Source organism: Mycobacterium triplex, from assembly GCF_000689255.1.
Classification (GTDB): Bacteria; Actinomycetota; Actinomycetes; order Mycobacteriales; family Mycobacteriaceae; genus Mycobacterium; species Mycobacterium triplex.
The window spans coordinates 4,771,341-4,791,462 of the sequence record NZ_HG964446.1 but is presented as its reverse complement, the minus strand read 5'-3'; the positions used below and the strand labels follow the sequence as shown (position 1 = coordinate 4,791,462).

Below are 20,122 nucleotides of genomic sequence, written 5' to 3'. Positions count from 1 at the left end.
CCGGGCAGGCGGTCGATACCCTGATGCTCGTGCTGCACCGAGCCCGCCACGTGTTGCTGATGGTCGGCGTGCTGCTGGCACTGATGGGCCTGACCTTGGCGGCCTGCACGGTCAGCCCGCCGCCGGCGCCGCAAAGCACCGATACGCCGCACAACACGCCGCCGCCGCCGCAGCGGATCACCCAGATCATCATGGGCATCGACTCGATCGGCGCCGGGTTCAACCCGCATCTGCTGTCCGACCTGTCGCCGGTGAACGCGGCGATCAGTGCGCTGGTGTTGCCCAGCGCGTTCCGGCCGGTGCCCGACCCCAACACGCCCACGGGTTCGCGGTGGGAGCTGGACCCGACCCTGCTGGTGTCCGCCGAGGTGACCAACCAGAACCCGTTCACGGTGACCTACAAGATCCGGCCCGAGGCGCAGTGGACCGACAACGCCCCGATCGGCGCCGACGACTTCTGGTACCTGTGGCATCAGATGGTCACCCAGCCCGGGGTGGTCGATCCGGCCGGCTACGACCTGATCACCGGCGTGCAGTCGCTCGAGGGGGGCAAGCAGGCCGTCGTCACCTTCGCCCAGCCGTATCCGGCGTGGAAGGAACTGTTCAACAATCTGCTGCCGGCGCACATCGTCAAGGACGTGCCGGGCGGTTTCGCCGCCGGATTGGTCCGCTCGTTGACGGTCACCGGCGGGCAGTTCCGGGTGGAGAACATCGACCCGCAACGCGACGAGATCCTGATCGCGCGCAACGACCGCTATTGGGGGCCGCCCGCCAAACCCGCCCTGATCCAGTTCCGCCGGGCGGGGGCGCCGGCCGCGCTGGCCGACTCGGTGCGCAACGGCGACACTCAGGTCGCCCAGGTGCACGGCGGCTCGGCATCCTTCGCGCAGCTGTCCGCCATCCCCGATGTGCGGACCGCCCGGATCATGACACCGCGCGTCATGCAGCTCACCCTGCGCGCCAACCGGCCCAAGCTGGCCGACGCGCAAGTTCGCAAAGGGATTCTGGGATTGCTCGACGTCGACCTGCTCGCCGCGGTCGGCGCCGGCAGCGACAACACCATCTCGCTGGACCAGGCCCAGATCCGGGCGCCCAGCGACCCCGGCTACGTACCGACCGCGCCGCCCGCGATGACCAGACAGGCTGCGCTGGCGTTGTTTTCGGCGGCCGGCTACCAGGTCGAGAACAGCGCGCCGACACCCGAAACCACGACTCCGCCGCCGACCACCGGGCCGCCGGAGGCGACCCGCGGCCGGATCAGCAAGGACGGCAAGCAGCTGTCACTGGTGATCGGCGTGGCCGCCAACGACCCGACCTCGGTGGCCGTGGCCAACACCGCCGCCGACCAGTTGCGCAACGTCGGCATCGCCGCATCGGTGTCGGCACTGGATCCGGTCACGCTGTATCGCGACGCGCTGACCAACAACCAGGTGGACGCGATCGTCGGCTGGCACCAGGCCGGCGGAAACCTGGCCACGCTGCTGGCGTCGCGCTACGGCTGCCCCGCGCTGGAGTCGACGCCTGTGCCGACCACGACCGCGCCGCCGACGACCACACCCGTCGCCTCGACCTCACCGCCGGCGCCGGCCAGCACCGCACCGACGGCGCCGAGTCGGCCACCCGATCCCGGCGCCCTGGTGCAGGCGCCGTCGAACCTGACCGGTATCTGCGATCGCAGCATCCAGTCCAACATCGACGCCGCGCTGGCCGGCACCAAGAGCATCAACGACGTGATCACCGCGGTGGAGCCGAGGCTGTGGAACATGGCGACGGTGTTGCCGATCCTGCAGGACACCACGATCGTCGGGGCGGGCCCGAGCGTGCAGAACGTCAGCCTGTCGGGCGCCGTGCCGGTCGGCATCGTCGGTGACGCCGGGCAATGGGTGAAGACCGGCCCCTAGGGACTCGTCGGCGATGCCGGGGCGCGGGGCGGGATCACGGTGTCGACGATCAGCGCCAGCTCGCGCCGGTTCGGCGGTTCGCCGGTCAGCAGGAAGTGATGGTTGATCAATGCCGGTCCGACGCGTGCGGTCAGCGAAGTGACCGTGGCCGGGTCGAGTTCGCCGCCGTCGATCGCGGTCTGCAGGATCGACTCGACAATCTGCAGCCGCGGGCACACCACGGCGTCGGCGAAGATGGCGCGCATCTCGGGTTCATGCAGCAGTTGGTGGACGATGTGCAGGCCGGGAAACGCGGTCTTGCCGGCCAATACGTCGCGGTGGGCGGTGAACAGCGTCAGCAGGGTATCCCTGGCCGATCGGCCCGAACGCGGCTCGGGCACCGGCGGGAGCGCGAAAACCAGTGCGGCATGGACCAGGTCGTGCTTGCTGCACCAGCGCCGGTACAGCGCGGCCTTGCCGGTCTGGGCGCGGGCCGCGATTCCCTCCATCGTCAGCCCGCCGTACCCGACCTCGGCCAACTCCGCCAGCGTCGCCTCGTACAGCGCGCGTTCCAGCACCTCGCCGCGCCGGCGGCTGCGGATGCCGGTCGGCGCTGTCTCGGTGGCTTGCGACATTTCTCGATAGTAGCCGTCGGCGTTCCTATTTGGCGCACTCTGGTGCAACACAACGACCGAGAGTAGCGGGTCGGCTCCGGGTAGGGTGCGTCCATGCCTGAGACCCCGCGGCTGTTGTTCGTCCACGCGCACCCCGACGACGAGAGCCTCAGCAACGGTGCCACGATCGCGCATTACGCCGCGCGCGGCGCCCAGGTGAACGTCGTGACCTGCACGCTGGGCGAGGAGGGCGAGGTCATCGGGGACCGCTGGGCAGAGCTCGCGGTCGATCGGGCCGACCAACTCGGTGGCTACCGAATCGGCGAACTCAGCGCGGCATTGCGGGCGTTGGGCATCGGCGCACCCATCTATCTCGGCGGCGCGGGACGCTGGCGCGACTCCGGTATGGAGGGCACCGAGAAGCGGCGCCGCGAGCGCTTCATCGACGCCGACGAACGCGAGGCCGTCGGGGCGCTGGTCGACATCATTCGCCGGCTGCGCCCGCACGTCGTCGTCACCTACGACCCCAACGGCGGATACGGGCATCCCGACCACATCCGCACCCACACCGTCACCACCGCCGCGGTCGCGGCGGCCGGCGGGTCCGACTACCCCGGAAAGCCATGGGAAGTGCCGAAGTTCTACTGGACGGTGCTCGCCGTCGACGCGTTCATGGCCGGGTGGCAGGCCCTGGGTCCCGACGATTTCCTGCCCGGGTGGACGATCCCGCCGCCAGAGGAATTCGACTTCGGCTACTCCGACGACGCGATCGACGCCGTCGTGTCGACGACGCCGGATGCGTTGGCCGCCAAGGTGGCCGCGCTCGCCGCGCACGCCACCCAGGTGGTCGTCGGCCCGACCGGGCGGGCGTGCGCCCTGTCGAACAACATCGCGCTGCCGATCCTCGGCGACGAACACTACGTTCTGGTCGCCGGCTCCGCCGGGCCCCGCGACGGGCGCGGTTGGGAGACTGACCTGCTCGCGGGACTGAATCTCGGGGGGTCCGCCGAGGAGTAGGCTGCCAACGAGGCAGCCACGGAAGGAATTCGCATGGACCCCGACCTGGACCCTAACCTGCAGCACTGGCAGGACCGGCTCGACAGCCTGCAGTGGGTTATCGGCTCCATCATGTCCAATATCGACAGCGTCCCGACCTGACCGCAACCAAGCCGCGCGCCGCGTCCGTCGAGGACGCCGGCGCGACAGACCCCGCTATTCGCGTCGTGGTATTGGCGTTATTGGCTGTCGACGGGGTCTTATCCGCACTAGCCGGGGCTCTGCTGCTGCCTTTCTATATCGGCACGATTCCGTTTCCGATCAGCGGATTGATCAGCGGTCTGGTCAACGCGGCTTTGGTCTGGGCCGCCGGCCGCTGGACGAGGACGGCGCGCGGGGCGGCGCTGCCGCTGTGGACGTGGCTGCTGACCGTGGCGGTGATCAGCATGGGCGGGCCCGCCGACGACGTCATCTTGGGAGGCAGCGGGCTGATGGCCTACGGCGCGTTGCTGCTGATCATGCTGGGGGTGACGCCCCCGGTGCTGGTGTTGTGGCGACGCGGCCACCGCTACGGCTGACGGGAACCGGCCTGGCGCTACTGTTGCGCATATGGCACCAGCTATGGTTGCCGAAAATTCAGATTGTTGGGACGCGCGGATGAAAATCGATCGTGGGGAAGTTACACCAAGGTGCTAATGACACCGGGGCCTGTAGGCGAGGAGCCCACCGCTCTGCCTGATCCCGTCGTTCCGCCTAAGGCCAGCGCGTCGGCATTGCGGCGCGTGCTGCGCCGGGCGCGCGATGGGGTGGCGCTCAACATCGACGAGGCCGCCGTGGCGATGACCGCCCGCGGTGCCGACCTCGCCGACTTGTGTGCGAGCGCCGCACGGGTGCGCGACGCGGGTCTGCAGTCGGCCGGCCGGCGCGGCCCCAACGGTCGGCTACCGATCACCTACTCGCGCAAGGTGTTCATCCCCGTCACTCATCTGTGCCGGGACAACTGCCACTACTGCACATTCGTCACGGCGCCGGGCAAACTTCGCGCCCAGGGCGCCGGCATGTATCTGGAGCCGGACGAAATCGTCGACATCGCCCGGCGCGGTGCCGAACTGGGTTGCAAGGAAGCACTATTCACCCTCGGTGACCGGCCGGAGGACCGCTGGCCGCAGGCCCGCGAATGGCTGGATGCGCGCGGCTACAACTCGACGCTGTCCTATGTGCGCGCGATGGCGATCCGGGTGCTCGAGGAAACCGGGCTGTTGCCGCACCTGAACCCGGGCGTGATGAGCTGGTCGGAGATGTCGCTGCTCAAGCCAGTGGCGCCGTCGATGGGCATGATGCTCGAGACGACGTCGCGTCGCCTGTTCGAAACGAAAGGGCTTGCACACTACGGCAGCCCGGACAAAGACCCGGCGGTGCGGCTGCGGGCGCTGACCGACGCGGGACGGTTGTCGATTCCGTTCACCACCGGGCTGCTGGTCGGCATCGGGGAGACGCTGGCCGAACGCGCCGACACCTTGCATGCGATTCGCAAGTCGCACAAGGAATTCGGTCATGTTCAAGAAGTGATCGTGCAGAATTTCCGGGCCAAGCAGCACACCGCGATGGCCGGCGTCCCCGACGCCGGAATCGACGACTACCTGGCAACGATCGCGGTGGCGCGGCTGGTGCTGGGCCCCGGCATGCGCATCCAGGCGCCGCCGAATCTGGTGTCCCGGCAGGAGTGCCTGGCGCTGGTCGCCGCGGGCGTCGACGACTGGGGTGGGGTTTCGCCGCTGACGCCCGATCACGTCAACCCGGAACGGCCCTGGCCCGCGTTGGACGAGCTGGCCGCGGTGACCGCCGAAGCCGGATTCGAGTTGGTGCAGCGGTTGACCGCGCAGCCCAAATACGTCCAGGCAGGGGCGGCGTGGATCGACCCGCGGGTGTCCGGGCACGTTGCGGCACTGGCAGATCCGGCGACCGGGCTGGCCCGCGACGTCAACCCGACCGGCAAGCCGTGGCAGGAACCCGACGACGCGCAGTCCACCGGGCGGGTGGATCTCAATGCCGCGATCGACACCGAGGGCCGCAACAGCGAGGCGCGCAGCGATCTCGAAAGTGCGTTCGGTGATTGGGAATCCATCCGTGCACACGTGCACGAGCTGGCGGCCAGGGACGTAGGCGCCCCCGAGCGCATCGACACCGACGTGCTGGCCGCACTGCGCTCCGCCGAGCGCAACCCCGCCGGCTGCAGCGACGACGAGTACCTGGCGTTGGCCACGGCCGACGGCCCGGCGCTGGAAGCGGTTGCCGCGCTGGCGGATTCGCTGCGCCGCGACACCGTCGGCGACGACGTGACGTTTGTGGTGAACCGCAACATCAACTTCACCAACATCTGCTACACCGGTTGCCGGTTCTGCGCTTTCGCGCAGCGCAAGGGCGACGCCGACGCGTATTCGCTGTCCGCGCAGGAGGTCGCCGACCGCGCCTGGGAGGCGCACGTCGCCGGCGCGACCGAGGTGTGCATGCAGGGCGGGATCGACCCCGAGCTGCCGGTCACCGGCTACGCCGACCTGGTGCGCGCCGTCAAAGCCCGGGTGCCGTCGATGCATGTGCACGCGTTCTCCCCGATGGAGATCGCCAACGGCGTGACCAAGAGCGGATTGAGCGTGCGCGAGTGGCTGATCAGCCTGCGCGAGGCCGGGCTGGGCACCATCCCGGGTACCGCCGCGGAGATCCTCGACGACGAGGTGCGCTGGGTGCTCACCAAGGGCAAGTTGCCCACGTCGATGTGGATCGACATCGTCACCACCGCGCACGAGGTGGGCCTGCGGTCGTCGTCGACGATGATGTACGGACACGTCGACAGTCCCCGGCATTGGGTCGGCCACCTCAACGTGCTGCGCGAAATCCAGGACCGCACAGGAGGTTTCACCGAGTTCGTGCCCTTGCCGTTCGTACATCAGAGCTCGCCGTTGTATCTGGCCGGCGCGGCGCGTCCCGGCCCCACCCACCGCGATAACCGGGCGGTACACGCGTTGGCGCGAATCATGTTGCACGGCCGCATTTCCCAGATTCAGACCAGCTGGGTCAAGCTCGGCACCGAGCGCACCCAGGTGATGCTCAACGGCGGCGCCAACGACCTGGGCGGCACGCTGATGGAGGAGACCATCTCACGGATGGCCGGCTCCGAGCACGGGTCGGCCAAGACGGTGGCGGAGCTGACCGCGATCGCCCACGGCATCGGCCGCCCGGCGCGCCAGCGCACCACCGATTACAGCCCGCTGGCCGCGTAGTCGTCGGGGCCGCGGGTATACCCGAGGCCGTGCAGCACGCCGTCGATACCGACCGATTCCCGGAATGGCAGCCGTTTGTCGACGCGGTGCAGCAGCGTCGACCCGACACCGGTACCTGGTGTGAAGCCTGGACCGTGCGCGACATCGTCATCCATCAAGCCGGCAACGCCGAGGAGCTCGCCCGGGTATTGGGCGCGCACCTGGCGGGCGAACCGGTCGGCACCCGCGGGTTCGAGGAACGCGAGGGCCCGCTGCGCGACCTTGACGACGCCGGCCTGGGGAGGCGCTGCTCGACCGGATGGCCGCCCTGGACGAGGTCGCCGCCGCGGCCGGCGAGGTCGACGCGGACACCGACGTCGCCCCGCGGATCCGTCGCGGATCTGCAGCCGCGTCGGCCCGGAAAACCCGGGCCGACTGCGGTTACTGCTCAGCGGTTACTGAGGCTCAGTAGTTGTTACAGACGACAGCGACTTGCTGGATCGTGTTGAAGTACTTTGCGGCGGCCGGCATGCCCTGGATCTGCGCGGCCATCTGCTGGCGCTTGGGCGGCGGCGCGGCGAGGAACTGCCGGATGTAGTTCTGCGCGAACGGCGAACCGTTCAATTCCTGCGCAGTGGCCGGGTCGTTCGCGTTCAGGGCGGCCATCACCTGCGGGTAAGTGCAGGTGGTGTTGATGATCGGGTCCAGCGGGTCTGCCGAAGCAACCCCCGCCGCGGCGCTCAGCGCCACTGCCGCACCACCAACCGCGGCTGCCAGTTTGCTTAACGACAGCGTCATCATGCTTGGACACCTTCCCCGGATCTATGAAGCCAACGACGGCTATGTGATTAGCCCAAGCGGCTGCCGTCTCGGACGAGGCTACCAGCCGCTGCGGACCTTCTCTGTCTCACCGTTATTCGGAGACCCTGCCCGGAATATAACTATCGGCAGATCGATGCCCGGGTGACGTTCGTCACACGCAGCAGGGCGTCTGGCGTAGTACCGGTCGGCGATCGCGTCGACACGTTCGAATGGTCGGTACGGCTACCTGCGCGGCTGCGAGACTGGCGGTATGAAACCTGGCAATCGCCGTCGCGTGCCAAGTGGTTGACGTGTATGTGCAACGTCTAGTATCAGTAACCGAAAGCTTTGCCTAGGCTGGCGGGAGCGCCGCGGCGAGGCAAACAGCAGCCCACATTGAGCATGACAACGAGAAAACGTTGAGGAGACGTCCGTGACGTACACGATCGCCCAACCCTGCGTCGACATCAAAGACAAGGCGTGCATCGAAGAATGCCCCGTCGACTGCATTTACGAGGGCGCACGGATGCTGTTCATCCACCCCGACGAATGCGTGGACTGCGGCGCCTGCGAACCGGTTTGCCCTGTTGAAGCGATCTATTACGAAGACGACGTGCCCGAGCAGTGGAGCCAGTACACCCAGATCAACGCCGACTTCTTCGTCGAGCTGGGCTCGCCCGGCGGCGCGGCCAAGGTCGGGATGACCGAGAATGACCCGCAAGCGGTCAAAGATCTGCCGCCGCAGGGCGAAGGAGACTAAGGGGGCGCAGTGGCGCAGCAGCCCAGGGGGGGCCGACCTGCCGTGTCGGCATCTCTGCCGGAGTTTCCCTGGGACACCCTGGCAGAGGCGAAAGCGCTGGCCGGCGCGCATCCCGACGGCGTCGTCGACCTGTCCATCGGAACCCCGGTAGACCCGGTCGCGCCGGTGATCCAAGAGGCGTTGGCGGCCGCTGGTTCCTCGCCCGGGTATCCCGCCACCGCCGGCACTCCCGAGCTGCGCGAGTCCGCGGTCACCGCCCTGGGCCGCCGCTTCGGCGTCACCGGGCTCGCCGAGAGCGCCGTGTTGCCCGTGATCGGCACCAAGGAACTGATCGCCTGGCTGCCGACCCTGCTCGGGCTTGGCCCGGCGGACGTCGTCGTGGTTCCCGAGCTCGCCTATCCCACCTATGACGTCGGCGCCCGGCTGGCCGGGGCGCAGGTCGTCCGCGCGGATTCGTTGACTCAACTGGGGCCGCAATCGCCGGCACTGGTCTACCTGAACTCGCCGAGCAACCCGACCGGACGGGTGTTGGGCGTCGATCATCTGCGCAAGGTCGTCGGGTGGGCGCGCGAACGCGGCGTCGTGGTGGCGTCCGACGAGTGCTACCTCGGCCTGGGCTGGGAAGCCGAGCCGCTGTCGGTGTTGCATCCCTCCGTCTGCGACGGCGACCACGGCGGGTTGCTGGCGGTGCACTCGCTGTCCAAGAGTTCGTCGCTGGCGGGGTACCGGGCGGGTTTTGTCGCCGGTGACCAAAGCCTGGTCGCCGAGCTGCTGGCGGTGCGCAAGCACGCCGGAATGATCGTGCCGACGCCGGTGCAGTCCGCCATGGTCGCGGCGCTCGACGACGACGATCACGAGAAGGTGCAGCGCGAGTGCTACGCGCGGCGGCGCGCCGCTCTCGCGCCGGCGCTGCGCGCGGCGGGCTTCGCGATCGACGATTCCGAAGCCGGGCTGTATCTGTGGGCAACCCGCGGCGAGCCCTCTCGCGACAGCCTCGGGTGGTTGGCCGGCCGGGGCATCCTGGTGGCGCCGGGCGAATTCTACGGCCCGAGCGGCGGGCGGCATGTGCGCGTCGCATTGACCGCCACCGACGAGCGCATCGACGCCGCGGTGCAGCGGCTTACCGCCGCGCCCGCGCGCTGATTGCGAGAAATCTCCGCGTCGGTCTGCCCGCAATCAGGCGAACCGGCAGAATGCATCGAAGGCATTACCCAACCGCTGCCTCTCGGGTAAGGAATGTTGTCGTGACAACTTCGGCTAGCAAACTGCGGCTCCCGCTGTCGGTCCAGGACGTCGCCAAGCGCATCTTCCTGGGAAAGCCGCTGATCACCGAGGAACTGGCCGGCGAAAAGTTGTCGAATCCCGTTGCGCTGGGCGCGCTTTCACCCGACGCGATCTCGTCGACCGCCTATGGCCCCGAGCAGATTCTGATCGAACTGCTGCCGGCGGCGGGCCTGGCGGCCTTTGCCTTGTTGCTTCCCATCACCGGCGTCATCCTGCTGATCCTGGTGCTGGTGACCGCGTCGTATCGGCAGGTCGTCATGGCCTACACCCGAGCGGGCGGGTCCTACATCGTGGCGCGGGAGAACTTCGGCCCGCGGGTCGCTCAGGTCGCGGCCGCGGCGCTGCTGATCGACTATGTGGTCACCGTCGCGGTGCAGTCGGCGGCCGGGACGGTGGCGGTGGTGTCGGCCATCCCGTCGCTGGGGCCGCACAGCCTGCAGATCACCGTCGGGGTGGTGCTGCTGATCTGCTTTCTGAACCTGCGTGGGTTGAAGGAAGCGGGATGGCAGTTCGCGTTCGCCTCCTACTTCTTCGTCGTCATGGTCGGCCTGACGATCGTGGTCGGCGTCGCGCGGGCGCTGCTGGGCGATCTGCCGGTGTACGACCCCGCGCAGCTGCCCGGAACGGTGCCGGTGCACAAGGCCGACGGGTTGGTGATGGGCGCGACGATACTGACCCTGCTGCGCTCGTTCGCCAACGGCGGTTCGTCGCTGACCGGTGTCGAGGCGATCTCCAACACCGTCGACCTGTTCCGAAAACCGCAGGGCCGCAATGCACGTCGGGTGCTCACCGCGATGGCCACCGTCCTGGGCTTCCTGCTCGCCGGTGTCGCCTATCTCGCGTTCGCCACGCACGCGACGCCATACGAGAGTGAATACCCGTCGGTCCTGTCACAGATCGCGCGTGCGGTCTTCGGCGGCGGCGTACTCGGCAACGTCTTCTACATCCTGGTGCAGACCGCGACGGCCGCGATCCTGTTCACCGGTGCGAACACCAGTTTCAACGGTTTCCCGGCGTTGGCGAGTTTCGTCGCCGAGGATCGGTTCCTGCCCCGGCAGTTGATGAAACGCGGTCACCGCCTGGTGTTTTCGAATGGCATCATCGCGCTCACCGCGCTGTCGGTGGTCTTGCTCGTGGTGACCGGTGGGTCGGTCAACGCGCTGGTCCCGTTCTACGCGATCGGGGTGTTCACCGGATTTTCGATGGCCGGCTACGGCATGACCAAACACCATCTGACGCACCGCGAGCCGGGCTGGCGAACCCGGTTGGCGATCAACCTTTCCGCGGGAATCCTGTCCACGGTCGTGGTCGCGATCTTCGCGGTGGCGAAGTTCACCGAAGGGGCGTGGCTGGTCGTCGTCGTGTTCCCGATATTGGTGTTCATCCTGATGCGGCTGAACCAGGAATATCGCGCGGAGGCCGCGATTCTCGAGATGTTCCGCACCGACCGGCCCGATCTGGTGAAGTACGCACGGCACAAGGTGTTCGTGTTCGTGAACTCGGTCGACCTCGCGGTGATCGAAGCGCTGCGCTACGGCAAGGGATTGCGATCCGACGAAATGATCGCGGTGCACTTCATGGTCGACGCGGCGTACGCGGCGCAAATACGAAAGCGCTGGGACCATTTCGAACTCGACACCCGGCTGCGCGTCGTGGACTGTCCGGACCGGCGGATCATCCGGGCCGCGCAACTGTTCATCGCCAGGGCGCGCGACGAACATCGGGATACCAACGTGACGGCGCTGTTGCCGCGGCGCACCTACAACCCATTGGTGGGCCGGCTGCTGCACGACCGCACCGCCGACAAGATCGCCCGGGCGGTCAGCATGATCCCGGACGCCGCGGCGACGATCGTCCCTTACGACGTCCAGACGCGCATCGAGGAGGCGTACCCGGAACGCTTCGAGCAACGGATCGTGCGCGAATTCGAAAAGTTCGGCGAATGGGTTACCCGCGGCGAGGACGAAAATGTGGAGGCCTACGAGCATCCCGACCCGTCGCGTTCGGTGATCACCGTCGCGGGCCTGATTCCGGGCCGCAGCGCCACCTTCGAAGGACGGGTCAGCGAGGTCGAGGACACCAGCAAGGGCAGGCGCACCATCCGGTCGATCGTCGTCGGCGACCACAGCGGTGAGATCATCGTGGTCTTCCCGTCCGGGCACTCCGGCGCCGACATCCAGCCCGGCCAGTTGTTGCGCGTCACCGGTAAGCCCAAGCAGGGCGGCAACCGGCCGATGACGATGGTCAACCCGATGTATCACATCGTGGAGGACCCGGCGCAGGCCGGCCGGCCGGGGACCTCACGAACCGGCACAACCTGAGCGTTAACGTGGTGACACCTACAGCCGGTGTTCCACGGAAAGGGATTCCCAGTGAAGCGACTGCGCGCCATTGTGGCGTCCGTTGCGAGCCTCGCGTTCACCGCCAACGGTTATCGGCCGTTGAGCAAGGGCGGATACGGCTCGGTGTTCGCATTCGCCTACGGCGTCTTCGCCTCCGAGCTGCCGATGCAGATGCTCGGGGTCCAATTCACGACGCTGGCAGCGCTGTCGCGCCGGCTGCCGGCGCGGACCCGGCGAATCAGCTGGCTGCTGTCGGCGGTGTCGGCGTTGGGCCTGCTGGGGTTGCGTCGCTTCGGGCACCAGGCCAACGAACCGCTGACGGCCGCACTCGATGCGGGGCTGGGACCCGACCGCCGAACCGAGTCGGGCGATTTGTGGAAGCGCCCCGCGCCCGGCGGTGCGACCGCCAAGAGGCCCGGTGCGGCACGCATGCTGCGCATCTACCGCGACTACGCCCACGACGGCGACATCAGTTACGGGGAGTGCGGCTCACGCAACCACCTCGACATCTGGCGACGGCCCGACCTCGATCGCAATGGGCGGGCCCCGGTGTTGCTGCAGATTCCCGGCGGCGCCTGGATGGTGGGAAACAAACGCGGACAAGCACATCCGCTGATGAGTCATCTGGCCGAACTGGGCTGGATCTGCGTGGCGATCAATTACCGGCTCAGCCCGCGCTCGACGTGGCCCGATCAGATCGTCGACGTCAAGCGCGCGATCGCGTGGACGAAAGAGCACATCGCCTCCTACGGCGGTGACCCGGACTGGATTGCCATCACCGGGGGTTCGGCCGGCGGGCACCTGACGTCGCTGGCCGCCCTGACCCCCAACGACCCGCGGTTTCAGCCGGGCTTCGAAGACGCCGACACCCGGGTGGACGTGGCGGTGCCGTTTTACGGCGTCTACGACTTCAACGCGACCGGGACCGCGATACATCCGCTGATGGCGGCGATGGTGGCCAAGAACGTTTTCAAGGTCAGTCGCGGCGACATCGCCGAGCCGTTTCGCCAGGCCTCGCCGGTGGCACACATTCATCCAGACGCCCCACCGTTTTTCGTGCTGCACGGCACCAACGACTCACTGGTTCCGGTCGAACAGGCCCGCGATTTCGTGTCGCGTCTTCGCGAGGTCAGTCGCGCGCCCGTGGTCTACGCCGAGTTGCCTTGGGCGCAGCACGCGTTCGACATTTTCGGCTCGGCCCGCGCGGCGCATGCCGCGGTGGCAGTCGAGCAGTTCCTTGCCGAAATGTATGTGCGCCGCGAACGTCCAGCGGTGACCGGCACCGACAACTGAGCCCCGGAATTCCGCGCTCTCGCACGGGTGTGCTAGAGGCTGCGCATGCCGATGAACACCAGCACACACCCGGCCGCGGCCAGCAGGCTGGCTACCTCGACGCGGCGGCGCGAGCGGATCCAGATCTGCAGTGCGACCATCCAGGCGCGCGTTTGGTCGGGCGCCAGCAGGTAGGCCAGCAGCGGAATCTCCACCAGTGCGAACGCCACGACATGGAACATCAGCAGCGCGCTGAACTGGGTCGCGGCGGCCGTGCCGGAGGCCACGATGGCGGCCAGGGCGGCCAGATAGTCCACGGACGGCAACGCGATCCCAAGACCGGCCACCCCGGCCACCCACAGTGAACGCCCGTGCAGTAGCCGCCGCGAGAACCTCCCCAGGCCGTGATGCTCGTGCAAATCGGGCTCGTCGGCGGGTGGTCGTTTGAAGCGGGACACTTTCTCCCGCAACATGACCTGTGCGCTCAGCACAATCGCAACAAGCAGTGCCGAACCGCCGATCAGAATCTGAAGTTTCGGCAAACTTACCTGCGGAGAACTCAGCAGTCGGCGCTGGAGCCCGAACACGACGGACAGGCCGACGGTCATGCCCATCGCGAAGCCGCCGCACAGGAATGCGAACAGCTGCAGCATCGGCCTGGGTCGATTCAGCATCAACACGGTCATGCCGATCCGGAACGGCTCGACACTCATCGCGAAGGCCATGACCAGAAGGGTGATCCACATGTCAGGATTCGGCTACCCGGGCGTCCAACGTGGTGCGAATGAAACCCGGTAGCCCAGCGCGTTCGCGTAGCAGAGCAACGACGGACGAGTGCTGCATGAGTATTACGTTACCGTCCGGGCTACCCACCGGCGTGTTGCGCCTCGCGAGTTCTCGCTAGGTGGTTACGCCCCAATGCAATACGCGCGACGTCAGCAGGACGATGCCCAGCGAGACCGTCGCGACGACTGTGAGCCCTATCACAGCCACCACCAGTGGGCGCCAGCCGGTGCGCGCGATCTGACGGAAATCGGTGTTGAGCCCGACCCCGGCGAAGGTGAGCAGAAACGCCCACTTCGACACGTTCGCCAGGTTGGCGGTTTGCCCCTTGGTCAGCCACCCGGCCGTCGCGATCGCCGATACAGCCAAAAAGCCCAGCACGAACTTCGGGAACTTCTGCCAGATGAACGCGGCCTTGGCCGTTGCCCCGGAGGCGATCTCATCGGCCTGGCCGCGCGCGGCCCAGTACAGCGCGAAACCCAGGACGACAAACCCGATCAGCGCGTTGCGGGTCGACTTGACCAGCACCGCGATCTTGCCGGCGTGGTCGGAGAACAGGTAGCCGGTGGCGGTGGTTTCGGCGGTGTTGTCCACCGAAAGGCCCGCCCACAGCCCGAATTCGTGGTCGGTGAGCCCGATCGCGTGCCCCAGCGGCGGCAGCACGAACAGCGAGACCGCACCGAGGGCCAGGATCGCCGCGATGGCGTAGCTGACGTCGGAGTTGCGGGCACGGATCGCGCCCTTGGCCGCGATGATGGCCGACACCCCGCAGATCGACGTGCCGATCGCCAGCAGTGAGCCCAGCTTGCCCGATAGGCCGAAGGTCCGTGCGACGACGATGATGACGGTTCCGGCGATGGTCATGTCCACCAGAATCTGGACCAGGCTGATCGCGCCGAGCTTGGCGATGTCGCCGAGCACGAAGCGCGCTCCCAGCACCACGATCCCGACCTTGAGCCAGAACTCGTAGGTCTGCACACCCGGGCGAAATATCCGGTGCAAGCCCACGGTGTTGGTGATCAGCAGCCCAATCACGATGGCCCACAACACGTATTCGATATCGGGCACCCGCCAGTGTTCGTGCTTGGCCAGCGAGTTCCACCAGATCTGAGCGTATTTGCCCAGCAAGCCGACGCCGATCAACAGCAGGATCCCCGGCACGTAGTCCAGCGGTTCCCTGCTGGTAAACGTGGGTTCGTCCAGCGTTTCATCCGCTTCGATGCGCGTGGTACTCACGCGATCACCACGGAATCTTCGGAAGCGCGTTGGCCACCGCCAACGCCACGATCACCCCGGCGACCGCCGTCGCCCACCAGTCCACCGATATCGAGCCGACCCGCTCGCGCCAATCACGCACGTACGCATATTGCCGGGCCCGGCGTCGCGGACCAAGTGATCGGCTCGCGCTGAATCTAGGTGGCGGGCCGTGGGCTGCGCTCGTCGAGCAACGCGATGACCCGGGCGGCGAGTTCGTCGATGTCGGCGCCGGACGTGTCGAGCACGAGGTCGGGGTTCTCCGGCGGTTCGTACGGCGCGTCGACACCGGTCAAACCCTTGAGCTCGCCCCGGCGGGCCCGCGCGTACAGGCCCTTGGGGTCTCGTCTTTCGCACTCGGCCAGCGAGGTGGCGACGTGCACCTCGATGAAGGGCAGCTTGGCGGCGTCGTTGAGCGCCCGGGCGGTCTCGCGGTCCGACGCCAGCGGCGACACCAGCGAAGCCAGGGCGACCACGCCGGCATCGGCCAGCAGCCGAGTCAAATGACCGACGCGCCTGATGTTTTCGGTCCGATCGCCGGGGGAGAAGCCCAAATCGTCGGACAACCCATGCCGCAGGTTGTCGCCGTCGAGCAGATAGGCCACCCGGCCGGATTCGACGAGCGCCCGCTCGACGGCCACCGCGACGGTGGACTTGCCGGACGCCGGCAGCCCGGTGAACCAGATCGTCGCCCCAGCCTGTCCGGTGGCGCGCCACCGGTGCCCCCGGTCCAGTGCCGAGGGATGCCAGCGGATGTCGGTGCGCGGGTGGGTTCCCGGCTTGACCTCGCGCGCCTCGATGATGGTGCCGGCGCCGACGGTGTCGTTGGTGGTCTCGTCGATCAGGATGAACGCGCCGCTGTCGCGATTGTCGGTGTAGCTGTCGGCGATGACGACCGAGCTGGTTCGCAGGGTTACGGTGCCGATGTCGTTGAGCGCCAGCTCAACTGGCTGGTCGAGTTCGTCGAGTGTCTCGGGATCCAGCCGCGAGTGCAGTTCCTGCACGGTGGCCCGCACGGTCTTGGAGGTTTGTTTGAGGGCCAGCCGGTCGCCGGCGCGCAGCGGGGTGTCGACGAACCAGCACACTGTCGCGTCCAGTTCCCGGGCCGGCACCGGCAGCACCGCGTCGTCGGCCCCGCTGACCAGCACGTCACCGCGGCCCACGTCGATGTCGTCGGCCAGCTCGATCGAAACAGACAGCGGCGCAACAGCCGTGGTGCGTTCGTCGTCCAGGGTGTCCAGCGCGGTCACCGTCGAGCGGGTACCGGCGGGCAGCGAGATCACCGGGTCCCCGACCGACAGCGTTCCCGCCGCAAGCCGTCCGGTGTAGCGGCGCCGCACGTCGGCGGTCGGTCGCGAAACCCACTGCACGGGCAGGCGCAGCCGGGACGGCTCGGCGTTCGGCGCGGCCAGTTCGATGGCCTCCAGGTACTGCAGCAGGGTGGGGCCGCGGTACCACGGCGTGTGCTCGGAGCGATGCACGACGTTGTCGCCGTGCTTGGCCGCGATCGGGATCACCGTGATGTCCACCTCGCCCAGCCGGGCCGCCAACCGCCGCAGCTCGCCCTCGACGGCCGCGAACCCGTCCTGGTCGAAGTCGATCAGGTCGATCTTGTTGACCGTCGCGACAAAGTGCTTGATGCCCAACAGCTTTGCGATCCGGGCGTGCCTTCGGGTCTGGCGCAGCACCCCGGCGCGCGCGTCGACCAGCAGGATGGCCACGTGGGCATTCGAGGCGCCGGTGAACATGTTGCGGGTGTAGCGCTCGTGGCCGGGAGTGTCGGCCAGGATGTAGCTGCGCGACGCGGTGGAGAAGAAGCGGTAGGCGACGTCGATCGTGATGCCCTGTTCGCGTTCGGCACGAAGACCGTCCGACAGCGCCGCGAGGTCGGCGACGCCCTCTTCGTCGGTCACGGCTTCGACGTGGTCCAGGGGCAGGCTGTCGGTGTCGTGCAGCAGCCGCCCGATCAGCGTGCTCTTGCCGTCGTCGACCGAACCGGCGGTGGCAATGCGCAGCAGCTGACGCGTGACGCCCTGGTGCGGCAAGGTCGGTGCGGCGTTCTCGGTGGCCGTCATCAGAAGTAGCCCTCCCGCTTGCGGTCTTCCATCGCCGCGGCCGACGTCCGGTCGTCGGCTCGCGTCTCGCCGCGCTCGGACACCGTCGCGGCCGAGATCTCGGTGATCACCCCGGTGATGTCGGTCGCCCGCGAACGCACCGCCCCGGTGATGGTCAGGTCGCCGACGGTGCGGTAGCGCACCCACTCGACGGCGGATGCTTCACCGTTGTGCGGGCTGGCGTATTCCGACACCGCCAACAGGATGCCGTCGCGCTCGAACACCTCGCGTTCGTGTGCGTAGTAAATCGACGGTATTTCAAGGTTTTCCAGCTCGATGTAGCGCCAGACGTCGAGCTCGGTCCAGTTGCTCAGCGGGAACACCCGCACCTGCTCGCCCTTCTTGATCCGGCCGTTGTACAGCGACCAGGGCTCCGGCCGTTGCGCGCGGGGATCCCACTGGCCGAACTCGTCGCGGAAGCTCAGGATCCGCTCCTTGGCACGGGCCCGCTCCTCGTCGCGGCGGGCACCGCCGAACGCGGCGTCGAACTCGCCGGCTTCCAGCGCGTCGAGCAGCGTGCGCGTCTGCGCCCGGTTGCGTGAGGCGCCCGGCCCGGGATCGGGAACCCGGCCGTTGTCGATGGATTTCTGCACCGACGCGACGATCAGCTTGTGCCCAACGCCTGCGACCCGGCGGTCGCGAAACTCGATGACCTCCTCGAAGTTGTGGCCGGTGTCGACATGCATCACCGGGAACGGCAGCGGCAGCGGTCGAAAAGCCTTCTCCGCCAAACGAAGTAACACGATCGAGTCCTTGCCGGCCGAGAACAGCAGCACCGGGCGCTCCAGCTCGGCGACGACCTCGCGGATGATGTGCACCGCTTCTGCTTCCAGCAGCCGCAATTCGTCGACCCGGGTTTCGGTCGTGGTCGTCATGTCGGTAGCCCCTCCCGTTCGGCGTCGGCCCGGTACCGGTCCACCCAGTCGTCGGAACGCTTGTCGGCTTGCCGCTCCAGCACCGGGTCGGGTGCCAGCCGGGGGTCGAGCCCAAGCGCCTCGAGGATGGCGGCCACCACCTGAGTCAGGTTGCGCCACAACACCGGATAGGGCACTTCCATCGGCTTGACGTCTTCCTCGGCGAACCAGTTCTGCCAGCTCTCCTCCTGCTCGCGCAGCATGGTGACGACGTGCGCGATGGCTCCGGCGTGATAGATGGCACGCGCATCGCGGGCTGGATCGGGCCTACCCCGCCAGACCCGGGTTTGCACGGCCCGCCAGAACGACACCGCTTGCGAGACCACGTCGGGCCGGTGGATGTGAATGAGCAGTGGTTCCTCGCCGACGACGTCGCGAATCGCGGCCAGCAGTCCGTCGCCGGAGCGGTTCGGCAGTTCGCTGGCGCGGTTGCGCAGCAGCGGGGTTTGATTCCACATCAGCTTGCCGCCCCAGATGCCGTTCGGTGTCCTGCCGACGGTGCGGATGTAGTCGCGCCAGATCTCGGCGGGCGCGAGGTCGGGTTTTCCTTCGTCGAAGGGATCGAGCAGGCTCAGGATCGACTCGTCGTCGACGCCCGCGAACCACTCCCGCGGCTGGGGCGCCTGGCTGGTCTTCGGCAGATATTGGAAGAACTCCTGAGGCTCGCCGGCCACGCCGGTCGCGCGCAGCGATTCGACGAGCAGCGTGCTGCCGCTGCGCTGGGATGCCAGCACCAGATACGACGACGGATTTTCTGCCACCAGCAAAGCCTAGCTGGACGAAAACGCGCTGCAACCTATGGATTTTCATTCATGCTGAGCATAATTCGCCCGCCGGCCTCGGCCGCACCGTGCCACTAGATGTGTCCGGGCACACCCCCGATCGCCGGTCCGGTATCGATCGTCGGCGCCAGCGGAGGTGGGGCAATCGGTTCCATCGGCGCCATCGGGGGCGGTGCGATCGGCTCGATCGGAGGCGGTGGTGGAGCGACCGGTGGCGTGGGCGGCAGGAAGGGGCTGCCCACGCACGCCGCATCGGCGGGGTTGGACATGCATTGCGGATCCAGTGGGCCGGTGGGCGGCCCGGGAAGCGCCGGCGGTGTGGGAGCTGTGGGCGGGCCCACCCAATACGGACCGCCCATACACGCGGCGTATCCGGGGTTCTGCAAACACCGCGGATCATCGGGGCCGGTGGGCAGGTCGCTGGCAAATCGGTCGAGCAGCACCGGCGTGCCCGGTGTGGCGCCCGCCGGCACTCCTGCGGGTATTGCCGCCGTAATAGCAACGGCCGCTGACACTTTCGTGATCGTACCGCAGATGCTCACGACGATGGAACGGTTCATGATCCCCCTTTTCGGCCGGGCCCGCCGAGCTGATTATGCATTATCGTCAATATCGGACAATCGCACCCCGCAAAGCACAGGTCAAGGCCGAGCGGCGGGCTAGGGCTCCATCTCCCACGTGCCGGGCAACATCGGCAGCCGCGGGCCGCCGCCGAACGCATCGTCGGCCAGCACCGCTAATCCCGTTGGTGCGGAAGCGATCTCGCAGGGCATGGTGCCGGCGAAACCCCGGGTTGGGGGGCCGGGATCGGGCGGAGCCGGCTTCGACTCCAGGTCCATGTATTCGTAGCCGCGGCCGAGTTGTTTGGCCTTCGCCCGGCGTCGGCGCCGATCTGGAGTGCGTTCGTCGGGCTGCGCCGCCGCGACCACCTCGGCGCTGTCCGTCTCGGCCGCCTTCCTGGCGCCGGCGTCGGCCGGTGCCGCCCGCTTCGCCTCCGCGGTCAGTCCGCCGAGCATGTAGGACAGACCCTCCATTGCGACGACCGGTGGCGCCGATGGCGCCACCGGTC

Annotated in this window: 17 protein-coding genes and 1 pseudogene; 9 read left to right on the top strand and 9 right to left on the bottom strand. The window is 67.8% G+C overall.

Annotated features, from left to right (window positions below; translation table 11 throughout):
* Positions 1-23 precede the first annotated feature (23 nt).
* Positions 24-1,901, top strand: a complete 1,878-nt coding sequence (locus tag BN973_RS22105; RefSeq protein WP_051641400.1) for an ABC transporter family substrate-binding protein — start codon at positions 24-26, stop codon at positions 1,899-1,901.
* Here the strand turns inward: BN973_RS22105 and BN973_RS22100 are convergent.
* Complete coding sequence (locus BN973_RS22100) at positions 1,898-2,515, bottom strand: TetR/AcrR family transcriptional regulator (RefSeq protein WP_036470884.1); 618 nt, start codon at positions 2,513-2,515, stop codon at positions 1,898-1,900. The two genes, BN973_RS22105 and BN973_RS22100, sit on opposite strands and share 4 nt — an antisense overlap.
* Positions 2,516-2,608: 93 nt before the next feature.
* Between BN973_RS22100 and mshB the strand changes: the two genes are divergently transcribed.
* From mshB to BN973_RS32105, 4 genes and pseudogenes are all read left to right on the top strand, one after another.
* Entirely contained in the window at positions 2,609-3,511 is a 903-nt protein-coding gene (gene mshB / locus BN973_RS22095) for an N-acetyl-1-D-myo-inositol-2-amino-2-deoxy-alpha-D-glucopyranoside deacetylase (protein WP_036470883.1), read from the top strand.
* Positions 3,512-3,603: 92 nt separating this feature from the next.
* Positions 3,604-4,068, top strand: a complete 465-nt coding sequence (locus BN973_RS22090; RefSeq protein ID WP_036470882.1) for a hypothetical protein — start codon at positions 3,604-3,606, stop codon at positions 4,066-4,068.
* 117 nt (positions 4,069-4,185) lie between these two features.
* On the top strand, positions 4,186-6,768 hold the full coding sequence (locus BN973_RS22085) for a bifunctional FO biosynthesis protein CofGH (RefSeq protein WP_036470881.1): 2,583 nt from the start codon (positions 4,186-4,188) through the stop codon (positions 6,766-6,768).
* Between the two features lie 86 nt (positions 6,769-6,854).
* Positions 6,855-7,129: pseudogene (locus BN973_RS32105) on the top strand (maleylpyruvate isomerase N-terminal domain-containing protein); the annotation flags it as partial.
* A gap of 83 nt (positions 7,130-7,212) precedes the next feature.
* On the opposite strand, the gene BN973_RS22075 reads toward BN973_RS32105, so the two are convergent.
* A complete protein-coding gene (locus BN973_RS22075; RefSeq protein ID WP_036472855.1) occupies positions 7,213-7,545 on the bottom strand; it encodes a hemophore-related protein in 333 nt (110 codons plus the stop codon).
* Between the two features lie 436 nt (positions 7,546-7,981).
* Between BN973_RS22075 and fdxA the strand changes: the two genes are divergently transcribed.
* The 4 genes from fdxA to BN973_RS22055 are packed head-to-tail and all read left to right on the top strand — an operon-like array spanning position 7,982 to position 13,227.
* On the top strand, positions 7,982-8,308 hold the full coding sequence (gene fdxA, locus BN973_RS22070) for a ferredoxin (protein ID WP_025735298.1): 327 nt from the start codon (positions 7,982-7,984) through the stop codon (positions 8,306-8,308).
* A gap of 42 nt (positions 8,309-8,350) precedes the next feature.
* Positions 8,351-9,451, top strand: a complete 1,101-nt coding sequence (dapC, locus tag BN973_RS22065) for a succinyldiaminopimelate transaminase (RefSeq protein ID WP_036470879.1) — start codon at positions 8,351-8,353, stop codon at positions 9,449-9,451.
* 50 nt (positions 9,452-9,501) lie between these two features.
* On the top strand, positions 9,502-11,913 hold the full coding sequence (locus BN973_RS22060) for an APC family permease (protein ID WP_407067596.1): 2,412 nt from the start codon (positions 9,502-9,504) through the stop codon (positions 11,911-11,913).
* Between the two features lie 51 nt (positions 11,914-11,964).
* On the top strand, positions 11,965-13,227 hold the full coding sequence (locus BN973_RS22055) for an alpha/beta hydrolase (RefSeq protein ID WP_036470876.1): 1,263 nt from the start codon (positions 11,965-11,967) through the stop codon (positions 13,225-13,227).
* 32 nt (positions 13,228-13,259) lie between these two features.
* Here the strand turns inward: BN973_RS22055 and BN973_RS22050 are convergent, their stop codons facing one another.
* The 7 genes from BN973_RS22050 to BN973_RS31435 form a co-directional block, all read right to left on the bottom strand.
* Positions 13,260-13,952, bottom strand: a complete 693-nt coding sequence (locus BN973_RS22050) for a GAP family protein (protein WP_036470875.1) — start codon at positions 13,950-13,952, stop codon at positions 13,260-13,262.
* A gap of 154 nt (positions 13,953-14,106) precedes the next feature.
* Positions 14,107-15,225, bottom strand: coding sequence for a YeiH family protein (locus tag BN973_RS22045; protein ID WP_036470874.1), 1,119 nt, complete (start codon positions 15,223-15,225; stop codon positions 14,107-14,109).
* Between the two features lie 176 nt (positions 15,226-15,401).
* Positions 15,402-17,318, bottom strand: a complete 1,917-nt coding sequence (cysC, locus tag BN973_RS22040) for an adenylyl-sulfate kinase (protein ID WP_051641399.1) — start codon at positions 17,316-17,318, stop codon at positions 15,402-15,404.
* On the bottom strand, positions 17,318-18,232 hold the full coding sequence (cysD, locus tag BN973_RS22035) for a sulfate adenylyltransferase subunit CysD (protein ID WP_036470873.1): 915 nt from the start codon (positions 18,230-18,232) through the stop codon (positions 17,318-17,320). The genes cysC and cysD overlap by 1 nt, the downstream gene beginning before the upstream one ends.
* Positions 18,229-19,032 carry a trehalose 2-sulfotransferase gene (gene stf0, locus BN973_RS22030; protein ID WP_036472853.1) on the bottom strand — a complete coding sequence of 268 codons (804 nt, stop codon included), beginning with the start codon at positions 19,030-19,032 and terminating at the stop codon, positions 18,229-18,231. Before stf0 ends, cysD begins: the two co-directional genes overlap by 4 nt.
* A 95-nt stretch (positions 19,033-19,127) precedes the next feature.
* A complete protein-coding gene (locus tag BN973_RS31440; RefSeq protein ID WP_198048954.1) occupies positions 19,128-19,568 on the bottom strand; it encodes a hypothetical protein in 441 nt (146 codons plus the stop codon).
* A gap of 144 nt (positions 19,569-19,712) precedes the next feature.
* On the bottom strand, positions 19,713-20,122 hold a 410-nt coding region (locus BN973_RS31435), incomplete at its 5' end, for a PPW family C-terminal domain-containing PPE protein (RefSeq protein ID WP_036470872.1).

Excerpts from the sequence above, each read along its gene's own strand:
- BN973_RS22085 (WP_036470881.1), top strand. The coding sequence starts at position 4,186 with ATGACACCGGGGCCTGTAGGCGAGGAGCCCACCGCTCTGCCTGATCCC.
- mshB (WP_036470883.1), top strand. The coding sequence starts at position 2,609 with ATGCCTGAGACCCCGCGGCTGTTGTTCGTCCACGCGCACCCCGACGAC.
- BN973_RS22105 (WP_051641400.1), top strand. The coding sequence starts at position 24 with ATGCTCGTGCTGCACCGAGCCCGCCACGTGTTGCTGATGGTCGGCGTG.
- BN973_RS22075 (WP_036472855.1), bottom strand. The coding sequence starts at position 7,545 with ATGACGCTGTCGTTAAGCAAACTGGCAGCCGCGGTTGGTGGTGCGGCA.
- cysD (WP_036470873.1), bottom strand. The coding sequence starts at position 18,232 with ATGACGACCACGACCGAAACCCGGGTCGACGAATTGCGGCTGCTGGAA.
- BN973_RS22100 (WP_036470884.1), bottom strand. The coding sequence starts at position 2,515 with ATGTCGCAAGCCACCGAGACAGCGCCGACCGGCATCCGCAGCCGCCGG.
- cysC (WP_051641399.1), bottom strand. The coding sequence starts at position 17,318 with ATGACGGCCACCGAGAACGCCGCACCGACCTTGCCGCACCAGGGCGTC.
- BN973_RS22050 (WP_036470875.1), bottom strand. The coding sequence starts at position 13,952 with ATGTGGATCACCCTTCTGGTCATGGCCTTCGCGATGAGTGTCGAGCCG.
- BN973_RS22060 (WP_407067596.1), top strand. The coding sequence starts at position 9,502 with ATGCATCGAAGGCATTACCCAACCGCTGCCTCTCGGGTAAGGAATGTT.